At 56.7% G+C, this 20639-nt stretch carries 22 protein-coding genes; 10 read left to right on the forward strand and 12 right to left on the reverse strand.

What is annotated here, in order from left to right; genetic code table 11:
- Window positions 1–18 precede the first annotated feature (18 nt).
- The gene (locus tag HFD95_RS20145) at window positions 19–270 is read left to right on the forward strand and encodes a biofilm development regulator YmgB/AriR family protein (RefSeq protein WP_010255246.1); all 252 of its coding nucleotides are present in this window, start codon (window positions 19–21) and stop codon (window positions 268–270) included.
- 9 nt (window positions 271–279) lie between these two features.
- On the opposite strand, the gene HFD95_RS20150 is transcribed toward HFD95_RS20145, so the two are convergent.
- The 3 genes from HFD95_RS20150 to HFD95_RS20160 form a co-directional block, all read right to left on the reverse strand.
- Window positions 280–600, reverse strand: a complete 321-nt coding sequence (locus HFD95_RS20150; protein WP_010255244.1) for a hypothetical protein — start codon at window positions 598–600, stop codon at window positions 280–282.
- Window positions 601–755: 155 nt separating this feature from the next.
- The gene (locus HFD95_RS20155; protein WP_010255242.1) at window positions 756–1052 is read right to left on the reverse strand and encodes an I78 family peptidase inhibitor; all 297 of its coding nucleotides are present in this window, start codon (window positions 1050–1052) and stop codon (window positions 756–758) included.
- Between the two features lie 272 nt (window positions 1053–1324).
- On the reverse strand, window positions 1325–3928 hold the full coding sequence (locus tag HFD95_RS20160) for an EAL domain-containing protein (protein ID WP_010255240.1): 2604 nt from the start codon (window positions 3926–3928) through the stop codon (window positions 1325–1327).
- Between the two features lie 213 nt (window positions 3929–4141).
- Here HFD95_RS20160 and HFD95_RS20165 point away from each other — a divergent pair, with 213 nt between their 5' ends.
- From HFD95_RS20165 to HFD95_RS20175, 3 genes are all read left to right on the forward strand, one after another.
- Complete coding sequence (locus HFD95_RS20165) at window positions 4142–4792, forward strand: CPBP family intramembrane glutamic endopeptidase (protein WP_111533474.1); 651 nt, start codon at window positions 4142–4144, stop codon at window positions 4790–4792.
- Window positions 4793–4964: 172 nt separating this feature from the next.
- A complete protein-coding gene (locus HFD95_RS20170) occupies window positions 4965–5135 on the forward strand; it encodes a hypothetical protein (protein ID WP_003850083.1) in 171 nt (56 codons plus the stop codon).
- A 99-nt stretch (window positions 5136–5234) separates the two neighbouring features.
- Window positions 5235–5465: a hypothetical protein gene (locus HFD95_RS20175; RefSeq protein WP_029519422.1), complete on the forward strand. Its 231-nt coding sequence runs from the start codon at window positions 5235–5237 to the stop codon at window positions 5463–5465.
- Window positions 5466–5580: 115 nt separating this feature from the next.
- On the opposite strand, the gene yniD is transcribed toward HFD95_RS20175, so the two are convergent.
- From yniD to HFD95_RS20200, 6 genes are all read right to left on the reverse strand, one after another.
- Window positions 5581–5688 carry a small membrane protein YniD gene (yniD, locus tag HFD95_RS22325; RefSeq protein WP_022625163.1) on the reverse strand — a complete coding sequence of 36 codons (108 nt, stop codon included), beginning with the start codon at window positions 5686–5688 and terminating at the stop codon, window positions 5581–5583.
- 121 nt (window positions 5689–5809) lie between these two features.
- Window positions 5810–6238 (reverse strand): OsmC family protein, encoded by a 429-nt coding sequence (locus tag HFD95_RS20180; RefSeq protein WP_010255233.1) that lies wholly within the window; start codon window positions 6236–6238, stop codon window positions 5810–5812.
- Window positions 6239–6296: 58 nt separating this feature from the next.
- The gene (gene lldD, locus HFD95_RS20185; protein WP_167430649.1) at window positions 6297–7484 is read right to left on the reverse strand and encodes an FMN-dependent L-lactate dehydrogenase LldD; all 1188 of its coding nucleotides are present in this window, start codon (window positions 7482–7484) and stop codon (window positions 6297–6299) included.
- Window positions 7484–8257, reverse strand: a complete 774-nt coding sequence (gene lldR / locus HFD95_RS20190; protein WP_010255231.1) for a transcriptional regulator LldR — start codon at window positions 8255–8257, stop codon at window positions 7484–7486. The genes lldD and lldR overlap by 1 nt, the downstream gene beginning before the upstream one ends.
- On the reverse strand, window positions 8254–9909 hold the full coding sequence (lldP, locus tag HFD95_RS20195; RefSeq protein ID WP_010255230.1) for an L-lactate permease: 1656 nt from the start codon (window positions 9907–9909) through the stop codon (window positions 8254–8256). Before lldP ends, lldR begins: the two co-directional genes overlap by 4 nt.
- 205 nt (window positions 9910–10114) lie before the next feature.
- Window positions 10115–11284: a cyanate transporter gene (locus HFD95_RS20200; protein ID WP_167430650.1), complete on the reverse strand. Its 1170-nt coding sequence runs from the start codon at window positions 11282–11284 to the stop codon at window positions 10115–10117.
- Window positions 11285–11371: 87 nt separating this feature from the next.
- On the opposite strand from HFD95_RS20200, the gene HFD95_RS20205 reads away from it, so the two are divergent.
- From HFD95_RS20205 to dbpA, 3 genes are all read left to right on the forward strand, one after another.
- A complete protein-coding gene (locus tag HFD95_RS20205; protein WP_010255227.1) occupies window positions 11372–12232 on the forward strand; it encodes a LysR family transcriptional regulator in 861 nt (286 codons plus the stop codon).
- 90 nt (window positions 12233–12322) lie between these two features.
- Window positions 12323–13711 carry an amidohydrolase gene (locus tag HFD95_RS20210; protein ID WP_167430651.1) on the forward strand — a complete coding sequence of 463 codons (1389 nt, stop codon included), beginning with the start codon at window positions 12323–12325 and terminating at the stop codon, window positions 13709–13711.
- Between the two features lie 909 nt (window positions 13712–14620).
- Window positions 14621–16003: an ATP-dependent RNA helicase DbpA gene (gene dbpA, locus HFD95_RS20220; protein ID WP_010255222.1), complete on the forward strand. Its 1383-nt coding sequence runs from the start codon at window positions 14621–14623 to the stop codon at window positions 16001–16003.
- 35 nt (window positions 16004–16038) lie between these two features.
- Here the strand turns inward: dbpA and HFD95_RS20225 are convergent, their stop codons facing one another.
- The gene (locus tag HFD95_RS20225; protein WP_010255219.1) at window positions 16039–16431 is read right to left on the reverse strand and encodes a YgiW/YdeI family stress tolerance OB fold protein; all 393 of its coding nucleotides are present in this window, start codon (window positions 16429–16431) and stop codon (window positions 16039–16041) included.
- Between the two features lie 167 nt (window positions 16432–16598).
- Here HFD95_RS20225 and HFD95_RS20230 point away from each other — a divergent pair, with 167 nt between their 5' ends.
- The 3 genes from HFD95_RS20230 (at window position 16599) to HFD95_RS20240 (ending at window position 19685) form a co-directional block, all read left to right on the forward strand.
- Window positions 16599–17561 (forward strand): chemotaxis protein, encoded by a 963-nt coding sequence (locus HFD95_RS20230; protein WP_010255217.1) that lies wholly within the window; start codon window positions 16599–16601, stop codon window positions 17559–17561.
- Between the two features lie 98 nt (window positions 17562–17659).
- Window positions 17660–17809: a hypothetical protein gene (locus HFD95_RS20235; RefSeq protein WP_022625169.1), complete on the forward strand. Its 150-nt coding sequence runs from the start codon at window positions 17660–17662 to the stop codon at window positions 17807–17809.
- A 298-nt stretch (window positions 17810–18107) separates the two neighbouring features.
- The gene (locus HFD95_RS20240; protein ID WP_167430652.1) at window positions 18108–19685 is read left to right on the forward strand and encodes a methyl-accepting chemotaxis protein; all 1578 of its coding nucleotides are present in this window, start codon (window positions 18108–18110) and stop codon (window positions 19683–19685) included.
- Between the two features lie 288 nt (window positions 19686–19973).
- On the opposite strand, the gene HFD95_RS22200 is transcribed toward HFD95_RS20240, so the two are convergent.
- On the reverse strand, window positions 19974–20144 hold the full coding sequence (locus tag HFD95_RS22200) for a cold-shock protein (protein WP_085978710.1): 171 nt from the start codon (window positions 20142–20144) through the stop codon (window positions 19974–19976).
- A gap of 3 nt (window positions 20145–20147) precedes the next feature.
- Window positions 20148–20360, reverse strand: a complete 213-nt coding sequence (gene cspA, locus HFD95_RS20250) for an RNA chaperone/antiterminator CspA (RefSeq protein WP_003854408.1) — start codon at window positions 20358–20360, stop codon at window positions 20148–20150.
- Window positions 20361–20639 lie beyond the last annotated feature (279 nt).

The raw sequence follows: 20639 nt of genomic DNA on the forward strand, positions 1-20639 counted from the left end.
TTTTAGCGGAGGTGGGTAATGAGAGTACAACCTGACAGCGCCAGCCGTGCTATCAGCGACTATTTTAACAGCCCGGACTGGCGAATACCGCCTGAGTCCGATCTGCTGGCGGTGATTCTGCGTGAAATAATGGAAGCGGGAGAACCCGCCACCAATAAAGCCCTTATTGCGCGGGTTATCGATAAACTGGAAGTGGAAGGCGACGAGACGCAGTTGCAGCGTTATCGCACCCTGCTGGCGCAGTTAATCGACACGCAGCCGGAGGCGTAAACCCACCACCTACTTCACCCAACGCAATTTATCCGCTTCGCTGATACTGGCCCGTCCGCTGCTGCGCTGAAACAGGCACAGCTCCCGTCCACGCTTATTTTTCATCTGCGGCTGGGGATAGCGTCCTTCCAGCAACAGTGCGCTGTAGCCCGTGTTGTCGTCATACTCGATCGCCTCGCCCAGCACCTTTACTTTGCTCAGATGACTGGCGTTAATGCAGGCCTGCACCATCACCTGACGGCTCTTTTGCCAGGCCTCTTCACTGGAAGCCTGCGCCAGTGTGCTGCTGAGTAACAATGCGGGCAGAAGTGCCCCGATTATGCGTTTCATCTTCTCTGCTCCTGTTACGGCCCGAAGCCGCTAAAAAAATTCCCGCCGGGGCGGGAATAAACAAGACGAGCACTATCTATTGTGTGACGAGGAAGTTTCTTAAACGCGCTGCTATCCTCGCCTGCCGTTATGACAAACCTATGACATCTTTGCCGTTAACCACAATAAACTGAGCTGATATTGCCATTTTTGTCAGCCAGGAAGTTCAGCCGATTAAGGTTGAAGTCCATGGTGACGGCAGAATTATAGGGAATGGCGCGGACCTTCTGTTCGAAGTGCTGACCCTGCAGCGCGGTTAACGGTTTACCGACATAATTCTGAAACTGAGAGGCACCACAGCGGTCAGCTTCCGGATCCTGCGCCACACTGGCGGTATCGGGCTTAGAGGCAGATTGACAGGCGGTTAATGCAAACAGCCCCACTACCAGCAGCCCTTTTCCATAAAATTTCACGTTTATTCTCCTGTTGGACGTGTAAAACCCTGCCCCAAGAGTAGCAAAGCGCACCTGCTGACCTGAACCCCTAAAAAGTAAAGTTGTTACAGCAGCATTAAACGGGTCGCAGCACAGGTCATCTTTTAAGATTAATCGCACTCATTGCCTAAAAAAAGCACTCCAGGAAACTACAATATTAAGAATAGTCTTAGTCCTGTGGAGGTCATGATGGAACTGATTATTTTTGTCGTCTGCGCAATGCTGATGACCGCCGTGGCGGTCAAAGTCCGTTAAACGGGTTCAGCCTGATTCTGCGCGGTTCTTTCCAGAAGCGTACTGAATGCAGCCAGCGGCATCGGTCGACCGAGGAAGTAGCCTTGCCCCTCTTCGCACGAAAGCTGTTTAAGCTGATTCAGCTGCGCTTCTGTCTCAATCCCTTCAGCCGTAATTGTCAGGGCAAAGGCGCGTGCCAGCGCAATAATCCCCGCGACCACCGATTGTGCCTGCTGCGACTCCGGGAAATCTTTCATCCAGGAGCGATCGATCTTCAGCCCATTAAACGGGAAGGTCTTCAGGTAGCCCAGGGCCGCATAGCCGGTGCCGAAATCATCAACGGTTAACCTTACCCCGAGTGACCGTAAACCCTGCATCACCTCCAGCGCATGCTGCGGATGTTCAAAGGTCACGTTCTCCGTGATCTCCAGCTCCAGCCGCGTAGCCGGCAGGCCACTTTTCGCCAGCACATCCGCAACCCGCTGCACTAAATCGCTGGTGCGGAACTCCATGGGCGAAATATTAACCGAAACATAGCGATCGCCCCCCCATCCCAGCGCATCCTCACACGCCCGCATCAACACCCAGTCGCTGATAGTGGCGATGAGACCGCTCTCTTCCGCCAGCGGAATAAAGTGATCGGGGGTAATCCACTCATCCGGCGCAATCTGCCAGCGAATCAGCGCCTCAGCACCTGCCAGCTGACCCGTCAGCAGTTGATAGCGGGGCTGGTAGTGCAGGCGAAATTCATTGTTCTTCAGCGCTTTCTCAATCCGCCGCGCCATTTCACGCTTATCCTCACGCTGACTGGCCATCTCATTGGCATACCAGACCCACTGATTGCGTCCCGCTTCGCGCGCTTCATTCAGCGCGATATCCGCCATTTGCAGCAGCGCTTCCGGATGGCTGGCATCCTGCGGTACACAGGCAATCCCCATGCTGACGGTGAGATAGTGGACATGCTGGCCGGTGCTGATGGGCTGCTGAACCTCATGCACCAGCTGAGCACAACGCTGATCGACCCGCTCACGGTTCGTTTCACGCAATACCAGCACAAACTCATCGCCACTCAGCCGCGCCACCAGCTCCTGCGGGCCGATACAGCGCTTCAGACGCTGCGCTATCTGGCTCAGCACCTCATCGCCCGCCGCATGGCCCCAGGTTTCATTAATCGGCCTGAACTGATCGAGATCGAGGGTAATCAGCGTCAGCGGCGCAGCGCCATCAGGCAGCTCTAGGTGTAGCGTCAGAAACTCCTGCAGCTGTACGCGGTTCGACAGGCCGGTTAAGACGTCGTGACGCGACAAAAAATGAATGCGCGCCTCGGCTTCCATGCTCTGAGTGATGTCCGATACCGTGCCGCGAAACCCGATACGTCGCGCCTCATGCCAGATTGTTTTCGCGACCAGCTGGCCGATACGGCGGTTGCCGTGCGCCGACATAAACTGACAGCGCAGTGGCATCCGTTGCCCCTCCTCCTCCTGACGCTGCAGCCAGGCGACCAGCGAATGGCTGGGATGCGTCAGCAGGTGATCGATGTGACGGCCCAGCCAGTGTGTAATATCGTGGCCGGTCACGGTTTGAAAGCGCGCTGACAGGTAAATCAGGCGGCCCTCTTCATCCGTTTCCCAGATCCAGTCTGACGCCGCCTCAGCGAGATCGCGAAACCGCGCTTCACTGTTGGCCAGCTCCTGCTGACTGATCGCCAGCAGGGCAAAGCGCCGGTCAGAGAGAATCGCATTAGAGAGCGCATGGCGGCTGACGCGATGGGTGATTATGCCAATGATGATCGCCATGAGCATCAGCAGTGGTAACAGAAACCAGACCAGGCCCATGCCAGGCATCTTTGGCGTCCAGCGCAGCACAATCAGATCGCCACCAGGTAACGGTTGCACCATCCGCGGTTCACGCAGGGCATCCCCTGCACTGACGGGCAGGCGCAGTTCGCGCACATCCAGCGTGGCGCCCAGCGCCTGTAATTTGGCAGGGGTGAACAGATTCACAAACACCATGACTGACGCTGGCCCCGCCATCGGCGGCATATTCGTCAGTTTGCCGCTGCCGATGGGGGCGGCAACCACAATGGCGGGCAGATGATTAATCAGCGCATCACGGGTTATCGCCGCGTCGTTGCGCTGACGTGCCGCCGCAATCAGCGCTGGAGCCTCTTTTCCCAGCCAGGCTTCCAGCGGCGTATCCACCAGCTGCCCATTAATGACGCTGTACGTGGTGTGACCGTTGCCGTCGACCACGAATACGCCCTCATAGTGATACTCTTCGTAGAGGCCCGGACCAAAGTTCTCTTCGTCATAAGCCCAGACTTTGTTGACCCTGACATGGAGATTGCGCCAGGCTTCGCCCCAGAACGCATAGTCCCGGATATCCGTGACCATCGCCTCCTGACGATTTTTCCACGCCTGCTGCATCAGCAACTGGTCATGCTCAACCGATACGCTGTTTTGCCGCTGCGCAATCGTCAGCACCATCAGCATCGAGAGCACCAGCACGCCAAACAGCAGCAGCGAAAGCGTGCGCAGGCTGCGCCGCGTAAAGCGGACAGTGCGGTCTTCAGCGGCATGACTGAATGGAGGCGAGGGTGGCGCCGGAGGGTTAGAAGTCATTAAGAGTGCTCACTACACAGTCAGAGTTTGAGATGACGGGCCTGCAATACAACATGCAGTGCTGACCAGATTAGTTTCCTCAGTTATCGGCTCACGCGCGCGGGTGTTTAGTCTGCGGTTAACATTTTGCGCTTAAATATTGTGTTACAGGCTGACTCGACAGCGATCTGGTGCATTGCTACTATGCGCTAACCTTCGCTGGCAGAGTCGCCTATGAATATCAATTCCGACAGAGTGACACTGACGCTGTTCTACGTCGGCAGCTTTGTGGTCTATTACCTGGTTACCATGCTGATCACGCTGTTCCCTAATTACAGCGTGCTGCGTAATGACGGCCTGCTGGTGCCGGTGCTCTGCCTGTTTGAATTTGCTGTTATCTATCCGCTTTACCGCTTTTACTGCCAGCGCCGCACCGACCTGCCGCTGGGTGAACTCTGCACGCTGCAAACTCTGCTGTTTACTGGCGCGCTATTTGTTCTGATGGCCGCACAGATGCAGTTCATGCAGCCGGAAGGATGGCTGGTGATGCAGGCCCAACAGGGACGCAATTCGCTGCTAATTCTGCTGCTCACCGCCGTGCTGCTCGCACCGGTGTTTGAAGAGGTGCTGTTCCGCGGTTTTCTGTTGCAGGGCTTTCTGCTGTGGGCGCCACGGAGCCGCTTTGCCTGTATGCTGCTGACCTCACTGCTGTTTGCGGTGATGCATACGCAGTATGTGCACTGGCAGACCCTTATCGCCCTGACGCTGTTTTCGCTACTGCTCTGTTACGCCCGGCTGCGAAGTAACAGTCTGGCGCTGCCCATCTTCCTGCACACGCTGAATAACCTGATTGCGCTGCTGCCCGCCTGGTATTTCGCAGGCTAGCGCCAGGCCCGCCCCTTCTGACACACCTTACAGGCCGCCGCATCACACCCTGGCTGGCGGACCATAGCTCACACTGACAATGCCGCCCCGGCACGTTTGTCTATACTGGATGTTAAAAAGGGATAAAAAGCACCACAGTCCGGACCACCAGACCGTGTAAAGGAGAGGATCTATGTTGATAGGATTTGTGTTGTTAGTGAGCGCATGCGGCTACGATGCCTGCGAGGCGCTGCCGGTATCAGAGCGCATCTATCCGACGAAGGTCGACTGTGAAACGATGGCGAACCGCATTCATAAAGTCAGACCGAATGTGGTACTGCTGTGCGGCGAAGTACATCGCTAATTCAGGGCCAGGTTCAATAAAGCAGGGCTGTAACGTTGCAAGCTGACGCTTTAGCGTACAAAATATAAGCTGTTGTTAACCATTATCGTTGTGAATCCCATGAAAACATCACGCCCCCGTCGTCCTGGTGGACGCTGGGTTTACTATCTTTTGTATGATGGCATTCTGTGGCCCTGCCCCGTCCGTTGGGAGTGGGAGAGCAGCTATGGCGGCTGGCTGCCATTTTACTACACGCCAACCTTTGAGTTTGTGGTAGGCGATCCGCGCAAGGCTTATCGCATTGCGCGCAGCGATGTGCGGGCTAAAAGGCGCGAGGATGCCTTTGTCTGAGCGCGTTTATCGCCACGGCAGCCATGAGGCAGTAAGCAGATAGTGAACCGCTTCCAGCACAATAATCACCATTAATAATATGCCCAGCGTGTGGCGGCCAATCCCCTTCATCTGTTCAGGCCCAGATCATGGCAGCCCAGCGAATCAGCAGCAGCGCGCCACAGATGCACAACAGAACCAGCACCATCTTCCAGTACTTTTTGGCTGCCCGGTATCTCGTCACCTCAGTTTCCTCTGGTCAGAAAGCGAAGATGCGCCAGAAGGCGCATCTGTTCCGGTCAGCAACAGGACCGGTGAGGCATAGCATAACGCCCGGGCCGCCAAAAGGCGACCCGTTACCGGCATCAGTTGTTCAGGGTGTAATCCAGCGTAATTTCCGCGTTCAGTACCTGAGAAACCGGGCAGCCCGCTTTGGCTTTATTGATGATCTCGTCGAAGGTCGACTCATCAATGCCTGGCAGAGAGATGGTGCTGGTCAGTGCCACTTTGGTGATGGCAAAGCCATCGCCTTTTTTGTCCAGCGACACGTCGGCCGTGGTATCAATGCTTTCCGGTGGATGACCCGCGTTGCCCAGCATCAGCGACAGCGCCATAGAGAAACAGGCTGCATGCGCTGCACCAATCAGTTCTTCCGGGTTGGTGCCTTTGGCGCCTTCAAAACGGGTGTTAAAGCCATAAGGCTGCTGGCTCAGCACGCCGCTCTCGGTGCTGACGGTGCCTTTGCCTTTGATATCGCCTTCCCAATGCGCCGAACCTTTCTTATGAATGGTCATGTCGTTCCTCCTGTTGGTAAAGAAGCTAAGTATAGACAATACATTCATTTTCGCAGGCTCAACTCACCGCGCGGGGACGTGGCGGTGTGCTCTGCGGTGCCAGTAACGCTTCCGCCTGCACCAGCGAATCGCGGGTAATTTCACCGATCGACTTCGCGCCGGTCAGGGTCATGGCAACGCGCATCTCTTTTTCAATCAGCGTCAGCAGGTTTTCTACGCCGCGCTGACCGTGGGTTGCCAGCGCATAAATAAATGCCCGTCCCAGCAGCACGCTGTCTGCGCCCAGCGCAATCATCCGCACCACATCCAGCCCGTTGCGAATGCCACTGTCCGCCAGAATGGCGATGTCACCTTTTACCGCATCGGCAATGGCCGGTAGCGCACGCGCCGAGGAGAGCACGCCATCCAGCTGGCGTCCGCCGTGATTAGAGACCACGATGCCATCGGCGCCAAAGCGCACCGCATCACGCGCATCTTCCGGATCGAGAATGCCCTTGATTACCATCGGCCCATCCCAGAACTCGCGGATCCACTCCAGATCGCACCACGAGATAGAGGGATCGAAATTATTCGCCAGCCAGCCGATGTAATCTTCCAGCCCGGTAGGCTTGCCCAGATACGTGGAGATATTCCCCAGATCGTGGGGGCGCCCCTGCAGACCCACATCCAGCGCCCACTGTGGATGGGTGACCGCCTGCCAGTAACGACGCAGCGCCGCGTGATTGCCGCTCATACCGGAGTGCGCATCGCGATAGCGCGCGCCCGGCGTGGGCATATCCACGGTAAACACCAGCGTGGAGCAACCGGCGGCTTTGGCGCGCTCCAGCGCATTGCGCATAAAGCCGCGGTCACGCAGCACATAGAGCTGGAACCACATGGGACGCTTAATCTGCGGGGCCACCTCTTCGATCGGGCAGACAGAGACGGTCGACAGGGTAAACGGAATGCCTTTCAGGTCTGCCGCGCGCGCCGCCTGTACTTCACCCCGGCGGGCATACATGCCGCACAGGCCGACCGGTGCCAGCGCAACCGGCATCGACAGGGTTTCATTGAACAGTTTGGTTTCAAGACTCAGTTCCGACATGTTTTTCAGAATGCGCTGGCGCAGCGCCACATCCGAGAGATCCTCTACGTTGCGACGCAGGGTGTGCTCGGCATAGGCACCGCCATCAAGATAGTGAAACAGGAACGGCGGCAGGATACGTTGCGCGGCCGCGCGATAGTCACTGGCAGCGGAGATAATCATCAGTCAGATTCCTTTGGGTTGCGTGTGTCGTTATCCGGTAAGCGGGTGATGCGCGCCTGACGCGCTTCATCTTCATGCAGGCTTTTCATGGTGGTGTGCACAAATCCCAGATGCTGCATCGCCGCCTGGCGCGCAGCGTCGGCATCGCCCGTGAGGATCGCATCGAGCAGCGCCTGATGCTGTTCAGTCAGGCGGGCGAAAATCGCGGGCTGGGTATACATGCGCTGACGGCTCTGCATCACCGACGATTGCAGCAGCTCAAAAAAACCACGCATGGTCTGCAGCAGCACCACGTTGTGCGACGCCTCGGCAATCGCCAGATGGAAGCGCACATCAGCCTGGGCGGCGAGATCGGGATCGTCACTCTCTTTCAGCTTCAGGGTGGCGTCGAAAGCGTACTGCAGCTTCTCTTTGTCGGCGTCGGTGGCGCGCAGTGCGGCGTGCCAGGCGGTGCTGGCCTCGATGGCATGGCGCGCTTCCAGAATGTCGTAGCGGTAGTCGGGATCGTCGCGCAGTAGCTGGCGAATCGGCTCGACGATGCGCTGTTCCGACCAGGGCGCCAGCTGCTGACGGATCCAGGTGCCGCCGCCGCGTCGGCTAATCAGCATGCCGTTGCTGATCAACTGTTGTATGGCTTCACGCAGCGAGGAGCGGGAGACGCCAAGCTCTGCAGAGAGCTGCCGCTCGGCGGGCAGGCGCATGCCCGGCTCGAGCTGATGTTCGGTGATATAGGCCCGCAGGCGCGTCACCAGCGGATCGGCATTGCTGCTCATGGGATCATCCAGGGGAAGACGTAGGCCTGAAGCGTGGTTATCACACCGACCATACAGGTGAAAATCAGGCTGTGTTTAACGGTAAACCGGAACAGGTCGGACTCTTTACCCACCAGCCCGACCGCCGCACAGGCGATAGCGATCGACTGCGGCGAGATCATCTTACCGGTCACGCCACCGGTGGTGTTGGCCGCCACCAGCAGAATATCGGAGACGCCAATCTGCTGCGCGGTCGTGGCCTGTAAAGCAGCAAACAGCGCATTCGATGAGGTGTCTGATCCGGTCAGGAAGACGCCCAGCCAGCCCAGGAACGGTGAGAAGAAGGTAAAAGCGTGGCCGGTGTGCGCCAGCGCCAGTGCCAGCGTCGCAGACAGCCCGGAGTAATTCGAGATAAAGGCAAAGGCCAGTACCATCCCGATAGAGTAGATCGGCAGCGCCAGCTCTTTCAGCGTTTCACCAAAAGTCTGCAATGCTGCCTTTGGCTTCATGCGCAGGAAAATCATCGCCATGATCGCCGCAATTAAAATGGCGGTGCCGGTGGCGGACACCAGATCCAGCTTAAAGATGGCCGGATAAGGGGTTGCAGTGCCGACCACGGGCGGCATCCGCGCCACCAGCTCATTCAGCATCGGCACCGGCATAGCCAGCACCCACTCATAGAGCGCGCCGCCTTTGGCGAACAGCGCTTTAAACGGCGGGATACTCCAGAGCGTGACGGTGGCGGTGAGAAACAGGAACGGCATCCAGGCGCGGATCACCTGCCCCAGCCGATACTTCTGCGGTGGCAGCAACGGATCGCCCTGTTTCGCCTCTGCATCGGCAAAGCGGAAGATGCGCACCGGCTTCCAGACCCGCAGGAACAGCGTCAGCGAAATCAGCGAGGCGAGCGACGAGATAATATCGGGCAGCTCCGGACCCAGGAAGTTGGAGCTGAGGAACTGGGCAATGGCAAACGATCCTCCTGCCACGACCACCGCCGGCCAGGTCTCTTTCACTCCGCGCCAGCCATCCATGATCGCCATAATCCAGAACAGCACAATCAGGGTCAGCAGCGGCAGCTGGCGTCCGGCCATCTGGCCGATGGCAAAACTGTCCAGCCCGGTCACCTGCCCCGCCACAATAATCGGGATGCCCATCGCGCCAAAGGCCACCGGCGCGGTGTTCACAATCAGGCAGAGCCCGGCGGCGTAGAGCGGATTAAAGCCGAGTCCCACCAGCAGCGCGGCGGTAATCGCCACCGGCGCACCAAAGCCCGCAGCACCCTCCAGAAACGCCCCGAACGAGAAGCCGACAATCAGCATCTGCAGACGCTGATCGGGAGTAATCGACAGGATAGAGGCGCGGATAATGTCGAACTGGCCGGTTTTGACTGAGATCTTGTAGACGAACACCGCGGCGACAATAATCCAGGCAATCGGCCACAAGCCATAGAGAAAGCCATACACCACGGCGGCCAGCGCCTGTGCAACCGGCATCTGATAGAGAAACAGCGCCACCAGCAGCGCCAGCACCACGGTGGTGGTGGCCGCCAGGTAGCCTTTCATCTTCAGCTTAATCAGCGCAAAGAAGAAAAAGAGAATCGGGATCAGTGCGATCAGGCTTGAAAGCCAGATATTACCCAGCGGATCGTAGTTTTGTTGCCAGATCTGCATGCCAGTATCTCCAGAGGAAAAGGTGACGTGGCACGCAGCCGCAGCGCTGGTGCCATCTGCCCCGGATTGGTCAGACCAAACTGCTCTGTCGGGGCTTATGGCAACAGATAGTTAACGCATTGTTAACCTGTGGCAACAGAAGATGCGCGAATTTTCCCGGAGTGTGAACCAGAGAAAAATATTGCCGGGATTGGTCGGACCAAAATCAGCGATTCACCTCTGGAAAGGCGTGCTGATAGCTGCGCGGATGGAAACGCAGATTAAGCACGATTAACAGCAGCGTGACCGCCGCCTGCAATAACCAGACGCTGGTGAAGTGACCGGTGAGCGCATGCAACTGCCCGGCGATAAACGGCATGCTGCCCGCGATAATAAAGCCGACGCCCTGCATAAAAGCCACCAGCCGCGCGCCAGCCTGCGGCTGCTCCAGATGATCCAGCGCCAGCACCAGCGCCAGCGGAAATGCCCCGCCCAGCCCGAAGCCCGCAATCCCCGCCCAGAGCCACGGCGCCAGTTGTGGCGCAAACAGGAAACCGAGCATGCCGCTGAACTGCATCGCCAGTGTCAGCAGCAGCAGCGGACGGCGATCGCGGCCCCGCGCCAGCAAGGGCAGCAGCAGCGCACCCGTGACCTGACAGCCGATCATCATGCCAAGCAGTGAACCGCCCGCCTGCGCGCTCCAGCCGAGTTGATGATAAAAATCGGGCAGCCAGGCGACACAGATGGCATATCCGCCGTTCACCAGACCGAAGCTCAACGCCAGCGTCCAGGCGCGGGTTTTCCGCCACAGCGAAGGCAGAGCGGCGGCCTCTGTCCGGGTTGCACGTGGGGTGGTGATAAACAGCCAGAGCAGGATGGCCAGCACCACCGGCAGCGCCCAGCTGCTCAGCGCGCCCTGCCAGCCAAGCTGCCCATTCAGCCACGCCGAGATCGCCGCGCCAATCCCACCGCCGCCCATCAGCGCCGCTGCCCACAGTCCGGTCACGCCGGCACTGCGGCTGCTAAATCGCTGACGGATCAATCCCGGCATCGCCATCTGCACGATGCCAATGCCCGCCCCTCCCGGCACAGTACTCAGTACCAGCCAGCCTCCGTCAGCCACAAACAGCCGACTCACCAGCCCCAGCAACAGCAGCACCAGGCCACCCAGCAGCAGTTTACGCACCGCAAAGCGCTGCATCAGCGGGGCGCTGACTAACGCAATGGCACCCATCATCATCATCGGCACCGCAGGCAACAGCGATGCCGCCAGCGGCGACAGACCGATGCTCTGACGCAGCTCGCCGAGTAACGGACTGACCGAGGTCATCAGCGGTCGCATATTAAGCCCGGCTAACACCAGCGCCGCCAGCAGCAGGTTGTTCTCTCTCTTCATCTGAGATCCACACAGTTAAAAGTTGCCAGCCTGGCAGCAGTCGTTACTATCTGGAAATGAAATATTACTCTGCCAGGTAGTGGAAATATGAATCGTCAGCCGATGTTTACTCCGCAACAGCTGCTCAGCTTTGTCGCGGTGTGCGAAACCGCCAGCTTTACCCGCGCCGCCGACCGGGTGCACCTGTCGCAGTCCACCGTCAGCCAGCAGGTGCGACGGCTGGAGGAGATGGTCGGCAAAGAGCTGCTCAACCGCTCCTCGCATCAGGTGCAGATAACCGAAGAGGGCGAGAAGCTTTTAGGCTACGCCCGGCGGATTATCGCCCTGAATGGGGAAGCGCACGATGTGCTGAGTGACCAGTGGCGCGACGGTGTGCTGCGTCTTGGCGTGCCGGAAGATTTCGCGGCGCCCACGGCCGGTCTGCTGGCGCACTTCAGTCGCGACCATCCGCAACTTCGGCTGGACGTGATGAGCGGCATGCAGGTGGAGCTGCGTCGCGCCTGGCAGCGTGAAGAGCTCGACATCATGCTGATTAAACAGCCCGCTGGCGAGCGTCCGCTGGCGTCGCGTCCTGAACCCCTGCTGTGGCTCGATAGCGCAGAGTGGCCCTGCTTTGAGCAGACGCCGGTACCGCTGGTGCTGTTTCCCCAGCAGGGGCTCTATCGCGATGAGGTGTGTCAGACGCTCGACGCACTGGGCCGAAGCTGGCGCATTAGTTACAGCAGCGCCAGCCTGGTCGCGCTGGCCGCCGCCAGTGCGCAGGGTCTGGGGCTGACATTACTGCCCGCCAGCTGCCGCCTGCCGCAACATCGGGTACTGGGCCCGGAACAGGGTCTGCCGGTGATTGATACCTTCGAACTGGCGCTGTTCTGTCGTCATCCGCAGGATCCGCTGCAGCGCGAGCTGGCGGAATCCCTGGCAACCTTCAGCCAGCTGCGCTGGCAGTGAGATATCGAATAGTCGTCAGTGGAAAATAACGCAGCAGGGTGGAGCGTCGTTTGTCAGATTAAGACCTTGTTCACTTTGCAGGAGCCTCTGATGCCTATTTCCTCTTCGCCGAGCCGCCGTGATTTCCTTGGGCAGAGCGTCCGCTGGACCGCCGCAGGCGGCTTGCTGGCCGCCGGTCTCGGCCAGGCCAGTGCCGCCACGCCATCACCTTTGTCCTCCATCAATCCCGACCAGCCCGCCGCCCTGCCCCGGCAGGATCACTATCTGCTGCGCAATGTGCGGCTGGAGGAGGGCTTTATCCGTGAGGATGATGAGATCGTTGCGACCCGCACCGGGCGTTACGACATCAGCGTGCGCGACGGTAAAATTGACCAGCTGACACCCGCCGGTCAGGGTGACAGCACCCTGCCGTCGTGGGATGCACAGGATGCCCTGCTGCTGCCCGCCACCCAGGATATGCATATCCACCTTGATAAAACCTTCTACGGCGGCCCGTGGCAGGCTCCGCGTCCCCGTCAGGGCAAAACTATCATGGACATGATTGCGCGTGAACAGGTGCTGATTCCGCAACTGCTGCCGCACTCTCAGGCGCGCGCCGAAGGGTTGATCGCTCTGCTGCACGCCAAAGGCACCACCCGCGCCCGCAGCCATTGCAATATCGATCCGGTCAGCGGCCTGCAAAGTCTGGAGCATCTGCAGGCGGCATTAGCCCGTCACCCCGCCTTTCCCTGCGAGATTGTGGCCTTTCCCCAACATGGCCTGCTGCACTCGCAGGTTGATGGGCTGATGCGCGAGGCGATGCAGCACGGCGTTGAGTATGTCGGCGGCCTGGACCCCACCAATGTCGATGGTGCCATGGAGAAGTCACTGGATGCGATGTTCCAGATTGCGCTCGACTATCAGCGCGGCGTGGATATACATCTGCATGAAACCTCACCTGCTGGCGTGGCGGCGATTCAGTACATGATTGACACCGTGGCAAAGAATCCGGCGCTGAAGGGCAAAGTGACGCTGAGCCACGGTTTTGCGCTGGCGACCCTGTCCGGCAGTACGCTGGATAAGATGATCGCAGGGCTGGCGGAGCAGCAATTCAGCGTCGCCTCTACGCTACCGATCGGCAAGCTGACCATGCCGATTCCGCAATTACAGGCAGCGGGCGTGAAGGTGATGACCGGCACCGACAGCGTTATCGATCACTGGTCACCGTTTGGCACCGGGAGCATGCTGGAAAAAGCGAATCTCTATGCGCAGCTCTATCGGGGATCGGATGAGTTCTCGCTGTCGCGGGCGCTGGCGATCGCCACAGACGATCGGCTGCCGCTGACAGCCCAGGGTGACCGCCAGTGGCCAGTACCGGGCGATGAAGCGAGCATGATGCTGGTAGCGGCGAGCTGTTCCGCCGAAGCCGTGGCACGGATTTCGCCAGTCGTCGCGACCTTCTCGCGCGGTAAACCGGTGTTTGCGCTGGCATCAGCCTGAAACAGCAGGGCTGCGGACAAAAACGCCGGGAGCGTTTTTGAACAACGCAAAGCGTTGGCCCGGCTACGGGCGCACCTCAGGGATGAGGTGCGTAATCGCCCGCGCTGAGCCTTCTCAGCAAATGCGGAGAGATCGAGCCGGCTCCGGCCCGGTTACAGACGACCACCTTACCTAAAGCGCCGGGAGCCAGTACCTGCCCCACAACGCAAACCCACTCCTCCAAAAACAACAGAGCCTCCACAAGGGAGGCTCTGCATTTACCTGAGCGGAGTGCGGGTTACGCGCTTTTGGCCCATTTATCATTCGACATTAGTTCCATTGCCAGCGCGTATAAGCGACGATCTTCCTGATCACAGGGCTCATCTTCCGCATAACACGCAATCATCGAAGCGATCTTATCAGCCGATAAGCTCTCTCCATGAACATGCAGTGTCAGTACGGCGCGGCCTACTATTTTAAGCACATTTTCATGTGGTCCCTGGATGCGATTACTCAATGCAAATACCCTCTACCGGTCGTTGTACCAGGAATATGGCGCGCTAAATATAAAGCAATTAGCTCAGGATTTTTATCGGCACCAGTGGTGATATTTTTTAATGATTAATTCTATTACTGGAGTAGTAGTTAAGGATTTATCTGATTAACAATGAAATAAATATTTAAAAACGGCCACTTATCAAATAATCGCTGGCCTCAAAAGATCCTCATCCTGGAACAATCACATTAAGTCGGGGTTAATCTATAAAAATAAACCACCTTTTTCCCGTAAACTTCAGTCTATTCCTAAGCCCTCTGACAGATATAGTTTCATACTGCTAACCATCGAGGTTCCCGTTGCTGTCAGGCGTGCTTTCTGCCAGACTTGCCCCGCAATAATGCCCTACACTTTCAGCCTCAGAGGCCGCGCCCGTGACCGCTTTTTCTACCCTCAATTCGCTTCCCGACAGCCAGCTCGAAAACCTGCGCGAGATGGGCTACACCAGCATGACGCCCGTGCAGGCCGCCACGCTGCCCGCCATTCTGCAGGGACGCGACGTGCGCGCGCAGGCGAAAACCGGCAGCGGTAAAACGGCTGCCTTTGGTATTGGTTTACTGCACCATATCGACAGCGCCCGCTTTCAGACCCAGGCACTCATTCTCTGTCCGACCCGTGAACTGGCGGATCAGGTAGGCAATGTGCTGCGCCAGCTGGCGCGCTTCACCCGCAACATCAAAGTTCTCACTCTGTGTGGAGGACAGCCGATGAGCGCACAGCGTGATTCGCTGGTGCATCCGCCCCATATCGTGGTCGGCACGCCGGGTCGTATCCTCGACCACATTAACCGCGAAAACCTCAAGCTGGACCAGCTCAGCACGCTGGTACTGGATGAAGCCGATCGGATGCTGGAGATGGGTTTCCTGAATGATATGGAAACGATCATTGAAGCGACGCCCGCTTCGCGCCAGACGCTGCTCTTTTCCGCCACCTGGCCAGACGGCATTACGGCCATCAGCACCCGCTTTCAGCGTGATGCGCTGAGCGTGGTGACAGAAGATGTCAGCGAACTGCCTTCAATCGACCAGCAGTTTTTCGAAGCCAGCCACAATGAAAAACTGGGTCTGCTGATAGCCCTGCTCAGCGATCGTCAGCCCTCATCCTGTGTGGTCTTCTGCAACACCAAACGTGAATGTGATGATGTCGCCGCGGCGCTTAACGCGCGTGATATCAGCGCCCTGCCCTTGCATGGCGATCTGGAGCAGCGCGATCGCGAACGCGTGCTGATCCGCTTCGCTAACGGCAGTGGTCGCGTGCTGGTCGCCACCGACGTCGCTGCACGCGGACTCGACATCAAATCGCTGGCGATGGTGGTTAACTATCAGCTCGCCTGGGACCCTGAAATTCACCTGCACCGTATTGGTCGTACGGCGCGTGCGGGCGAACATGGCGTTGCGGTCAGCCTGGTTGCTGCCGATGAGATGGCTCGCGCGCATGCGCTGGAAGATTTCCTGCAGCAGAAGCTGCCGTGGGTCTCTGCCAGCACGCTGAAAAAGGGCAGCAGCAAGCCGCTGCCTGCAGCTATGATGACCTTATGCATTGATGGTGGCCGTAAAGCCAAAATACGTCCGGGAGATATTCTGGGCGCGCTGACGGGTGAAGCGGGTTATCGTGCCGAGCAGATCGGCAAAATTGTCCTGACGCCGACCCATGCCTATGTGGCGATTGAAGCGAATCAGGCCAAAAATGCGCTGGTCAAACTCAAGCAGGGCAAAATCAAAGGCAAAACCTGCCGGGCGATTCTGCTGAAGGACTAAATAAAACGGGCGAGAAGATTATCTCGCCCGGTTTGTTACGGCTCTTCGATTTGGGTCACATGCAGCGTGGTTTTATCCCCTTTGCCCTGTACCTTGCCACTGACGCGTACTTTGTCTTCTGCGGTGTAGGTTTTACCATCAAAGGTCTTCTTCGGCGCGATAATCGGTAAGGTGCCGGTGTTGTCACGGAACTGATACCGTTCGCCCTGCTCTTTCTTCACGATGTAACCTTCCAGCGTCACATATCCGCCCTGACGGAAATCGCGGATCTGATCAATATGCGTCTGACCGGTATCTTCTGAACCTTTATAGCCGGCATCCTGCTTGTGTTGCGGTGGTGGCGTATCGCCCGCTTTGTATCCGCCCTCTTCGGCCGAAACACCCGCACTCATCATCACCAGCAACGACGCCAGAATCACTTTTTTCATTTCACACTCCTTTATTGGAAAGGTGTCCATGTTGAACCTTCAGGGTTAATCCTGGCACATTAATTGGCGTCCGTTTTATTTCACCCTTCTCTTCTCACCTTTTTCCGTTTGCTGCCGATAACCTGTTCACACCCTATTTCACCAGCTGCGTTAATGCAGAGGCAACCATGGATAATTTTCAGAAAGAGATCGATGAGAGAGCGAACCTCGCGTTATCGAACAAGTTTGAGCTGCTGCTGTTTCGCTTAGGTTCCGATCAGCTGAAAGGCAAGTCTGAACTGTTTGGCATTAACGTCTTCAAGCTGCGTGAAATTGTGCCGATGCCCACTATCACCAAAGCCGCAGGCATGCGTTCGCCGCTGCTGGGTATGGCAAGTATTCGTGGCCAGTTCATTCCGGTCATCGACCTGCCTGCCGTGGCGGGTTGTGTGCCGGAAACCGGTCTTAACCTGCTGCTGGTTACCGAGTATGCCCGTAACACACAGGCGTTTGCCGTGGAGTCAGTTGAGAACATTGTGCGTCTCGACTGGAGCCAGGTGCATACCGCCGAAGCCGGTATCGGCGGCCGCAACATTACCAGCATCGCCTGCCTGGACAGTGACAAGCAGAGCAACGAGCTGGCGATGGTGCTGGACGTTGAGCAAATCCTGTATGACATCATCCCATCAGTGCGCGGCGTCGAACCGGAAGCGGCCAGACCGCGTGCCTTCAACTACCGCCCAGGTGCGGTGGCGATTGTGGCAGAAGATTCCAAAGTCGCGCGTCAGCTGCTGGAGCAGGGTCTGAAGAGTATGGGCATTCCGGCGCTGATGTTTAACACCGGTCTCGATGCCTGGGAAAAAATTAAATTGATGAGCCAGGAAGCGCAGGCTGCCGGCGAATCGATTCACGACAAAATCGCCCTGGTGCTGACCGATCTGGAAATGCCAGAGATGGATGGTTTTACGCTGACCCGCAACATCAAGCGTGACCCGATCCTCAAGGCTCTGCCAGTCGTCATTCACTCCTCACTCTCTGGCAGCGCCAACGAAGATCACGTGCGCAAAGTGGGTGCCGACGGCTATGTGGCGAAGTTCGAGTTGAATGAGCTGTCAGACGTGATTTTCAACGTTCTCGACACTGCCCGCTAAGCGAATGCGGGCCGCTAAGCGAATGCGGGCCGCTAAGAATGCCCGGCACGCTTTTACTTTTTAGCCAGCAGAATGGCTGACCTGATCAGGAACCGACTATGCACATTGAAACTTTACCCGTTACGCCTGCACCTGCTACGCCTTCCCGTCAAAAGGTGCTGCGTGGCCGTTTACGCCAGCTGGCCTGGATTAGCGCCGTCACATTAAGCGTCGCGTTCTGGACAGGCCTCTACTTCTTAGTTTTCTGAATCCATTCATCCTTGTCTGGATCGGGCTGTCAGCATCACTGCTGACAGCCCTTTTTTTGTCTGAATTTCCTCTGGTTATTACTTAACCGTTTCTGATGATTTTTACTGACTATTTATTCACCCGGCGTTATTACTTAAAAATTATTAAAGGTACAACTTCGTGCTCCGATAACAGTATGCGCGAGATCACCTTTTTGCCTGAGGCTGTGACCACAGACATCAGCAAGGCACTGCGCACAACAGCAGGAAACCTGAGTGTTGCTAACAAATTGATTAATAATAAAACGGGGAAGAGAACATGTTCAGTATCAAGAATATGAAGGTGGGAATGCGGCTCGCAGCAGCCTTCGGTATTATTGTGACGTTACTGATAGTGATTGGCGTGACATCCATAACCAGGATTAACAGCATTAATACGGCGATCGCCTCGATCGTTGACGATCGTTATGTGAAAGTACGACTGGCATTTGATGTGCGCGATGGCGTCAACGATCAGATCAAATACCTGCGCGGCATGGTGATCGACACGACACGTCCGGAAATGAATGTGAAGCGTTATGGTCAGCTGGATGAAGCCACGCAACGCACCAACAGCGCAATGAAAAGGATCGAAGATATTCAGGTCACGCCCGTCGGCAAGAAAAAGATCGCCGGTCTGCTGGCCTCTTCCCAGGCATTTGAGAAGGTTAAAGCAGAGCTGATCACCCTGGTGAAAGCGGGCGATTTTGAGGCTGCCAGCACCTATGTCCTGAAATCGATGACCGCCACCCAGAACAAACTCCTTCAGGATGCCGTGGATTTTGCCAACTCTCAGGACGCACAGCTGCGCAGTGAAGGTCAGGGTATTGTGGAAAATGGTCAGTCGGCTATCTCCATTACGCTGATTTTCTCCGCGCTGGCGATTCTGGCGTCTATTCTGCTGGGCTACTTCCTGACCCGTTCTATCGTGCGTCCGCTGGTTGCAGCGGTTGACGTTGCTGAACGCGTTGCCGCAGGCGATCTGAGTTCACAGATGCAGGTGACCTCACGCGATGAAACCGGCGTCCTGATGCAGGCGCTGCAACGAATGAACGATAATCTGCTGTCGATTGTGACTGAAGTGCGTACCGGTTCCGACACTATTGCGGTGGCCTCTAATCAGATCTCCAGCGGGAACCTTGATCTTTCGACCCGAACCGAACAGCAGGCCAGTTCGCTGGAAGAGACTGCCTCTGCCATGGAGCAGATGACGTCGACCGTGAAACACAATGCCGACAACGCGCGTGAAGCCAATCACCTGGTTTCAACCACTTCCAGCGTGGCGCGTGAAGGTGGCGTGGTGATGGAGCAGGTCATTGAGAAGATGGAAGCGATCGCCCTCTCCTCACGAAAAATTGTCGATATCATCAGCGTTATCGACTCCATCGCCTTCCAGACCAATATTCTCTCCCTGAACGCCGCGGTTGAAGCGGCACGCGCGGGTGAACAGGGTCGTGGCTTTGCGGTCGTGGCGAGTGAAGTGCGTAATCTGGCGCAGCGCTCAGCCTCAGCGGCCAAAGAGATTAAGGTACTGATTGAAGATTCCGTCGCTAAAGTCGATGAAGGCAGCAAGCTGGTAACACACGCCGGTTCAACTATCGGCGAAGTAGTGAACAGCGTGCAGAGCGTGGCAAACATCATGAGCGAAATCACCATTGCCAGCAGCGAGCAGAGCAGCGGCATCAATGAAATCAATCAGGCGATTACGCAGATGGAAGCGGTAACGCAGCAAAACGCCGCGCTGGTACAGGAAGCGTCAGCCGCCTCACAAGCGCTGCAGGATCAGGCAGAGCGTATGGCACAGGCGATGAGCGTGTTTAATACCGGCAAGCTTTCACTGCAACCCGTACTGCGTTAATCCCTCTCAACGGCCTGCTTCGGCGGGCCAGTTTAAGAATGGTGACGATAAGGGCGGATAGGTTACAGGCAACAGAGCGGGAAGCGGTTAGCGGTTAGTGGTTAGTGGTTAGTGGTAAGCGTTATACAAGGGAATTGCAAATATACAGGGAAAGTGAAAGTAAACAGGCAGGTTACAAGAATAAAGCGTGAGGTTTGAGAAGGAGGAAACGCAGAAACAAAAAAGGCTGCCAGAGGCAGCCTTTTATTACTGTAAATGCAACAACGCTATAAAGCTCACTAGCCTTAATCAGAGAGCGCGAAGCTGACTCTGAATTGCAATCCTTGCCAGGTTCACCTGAACCACGACAGATTTGCAGAAAATGCATTTCGCTCCATGCGGGTTGGCTCTTGTAACATCAAAATGTGATGTACGAAACTGTGAGCCACTACAGTGAGGACATTTAAAAGTAATTTTCAGTCCTTAGAGACCAACAACGTTCGCAGCAGCTGGGCCTTTGGCGCCATTTTCTACTGTGAATTCAACTTGCTGACCTTCATCTAATGAACGGAAATCGGTGCCCTGGATTGCAGAGAAATGTACGAATACATCTTTGCTGCCGTCTGCAGGAGAGATGAAACCGAAGCCTTTCTCTGCGTTAAACCATTTAACGGTACCGCGAATTTTGTTAGACATGCTTAAATCCTTAATATATCGAGCCTTCCGGCATACATAATGGCCTGAGAACAGATTTTAATCAGAACGTAAGAGAAGACTCAAAAAGAAGGGATGTCTCGCGACAAACTTAGAGATGAGAACTGCTTTGGTTACTTACTTTGATAGTGTCTGTTAATCAAACCGACGATTCATTAGGCCACACTTCTTAAAGTGACGCAAGCCGTAATTCAAATTAATCGCAATCAGCCCGTTGACGAGGATGAAGGCGAAAGGCTGTGTCAGGGAGACTGTCTGGCT

It is taken from the genome of Pantoea sp. EKM10T, from assembly GCF_011800685.1.
GTDB classification, from domain to species: domain Bacteria; phylum Pseudomonadota; class Gammaproteobacteria; order Enterobacterales; family Enterobacteriaceae; genus Pantoea; species Pantoea agglomerans.

What these genes read in the sequence shown, in the direction of transcription:
- lldD (WP_167430649.1), bottom strand. Translation starts at nt 7,484, where the DNA reads ATGATTATCTCCGCTGCCAGTGACTATCGCGCGGCCGCGCAACGTATC.
- HFD95_RS20225 (WP_010255219.1), bottom strand. Translation starts at nt 16,431, where the DNA reads ATGAAAAAAGTGATTCTGGCGTCGTTGCTGGTGATGATGAGTGCGGGT.
- HFD95_RS20165 (WP_111533474.1), top strand. Translation starts at nt 4,142, where the DNA reads ATGAATATCAATTCCGACAGAGTGACACTGACGCTGTTCTACGTCGGC.
- HFD95_RS20150 (WP_010255244.1), bottom strand. Translation starts at nt 600, where the DNA reads ATGAAACGCATAATCGGGGCACTTCTGCCCGCATTGTTACTCAGCAGC.
- HFD95_RS20230 (WP_010255217.1), top strand. Translation starts at nt 16,599, where the DNA reads ATGGATAATTTTCAGAAAGAGATCGATGAGAGAGCGAACCTCGCGTTA.
- lldP (WP_010255230.1), bottom strand. Translation starts at nt 9,909, where the DNA reads ATGCAGATCTGGCAACAAAACTACGATCCGCTGGGTAATATCTGGCTT.
- HFD95_RS20200 (WP_167430650.1), bottom strand. Translation starts at nt 11,284, where the DNA reads ATGAAGAGAGAGAACAACCTGCTGCTGGCGGCGCTGGTGTTAGCCGGG.
- HFD95_RS20210 (WP_167430651.1), top strand. Translation starts at nt 12,323, where the DNA reads ATGCCTATTTCCTCTTCGCCGAGCCGCCGTGATTTCCTTGGGCAGAGC.
- HFD95_RS20205 (WP_010255227.1), top strand. Translation starts at nt 11,372, where the DNA reads ATGAATCGTCAGCCGATGTTTACTCCGCAACAGCTGCTCAGCTTTGTC.
- cspA (WP_003854408.1), bottom strand. Translation starts at nt 20,360, where the DNA reads ATGTCTAACAAAATTCGCGGTACCGTTAAATGGTTTAACGCAGAGAAA.
- HFD95_RS20160 (WP_010255240.1), bottom strand. Translation starts at nt 3,928, where the DNA reads ATGACTTCTAACCCTCCGGCGCCACCCTCGCCTCCATTCAGTCATGCC.
- HFD95_RS20180 (WP_010255233.1), bottom strand. Translation starts at nt 6,238, where the DNA reads ATGACCATTCATAAGAAAGGTTCGGCGCATTGGGAAGGCGATATCAAA.
- HFD95_RS20170 (WP_003850083.1), top strand. Translation starts at nt 4,965, where the DNA reads ATGTTGATAGGATTTGTGTTGTTAGTGAGCGCATGCGGCTACGATGCC.
- HFD95_RS20235 (WP_022625169.1), top strand. Translation starts at nt 17,660, where the DNA reads ATGCACATTGAAACTTTACCCGTTACGCCTGCACCTGCTACGCCTTCC.
- lldR (WP_010255231.1), bottom strand. Translation starts at nt 8,257, where the DNA reads ATGAGCAGCAATGCCGATCCGCTGGTGACGCGCCTGCGGGCCTATATC.
- HFD95_RS20145 (WP_010255246.1), top strand. Translation starts at nt 19, where the DNA reads ATGAGAGTACAACCTGACAGCGCCAGCCGTGCTATCAGCGACTATTTT.
- HFD95_RS20240 (WP_167430652.1), top strand. Translation starts at nt 18,108, where the DNA reads ATGTTCAGTATCAAGAATATGAAGGTGGGAATGCGGCTCGCAGCAGCC.
- HFD95_RS20175 (WP_029519422.1), top strand. Translation starts at nt 5,235, where the DNA reads ATGAAAACATCACGCCCCCGTCGTCCTGGTGGACGCTGGGTTTACTAT.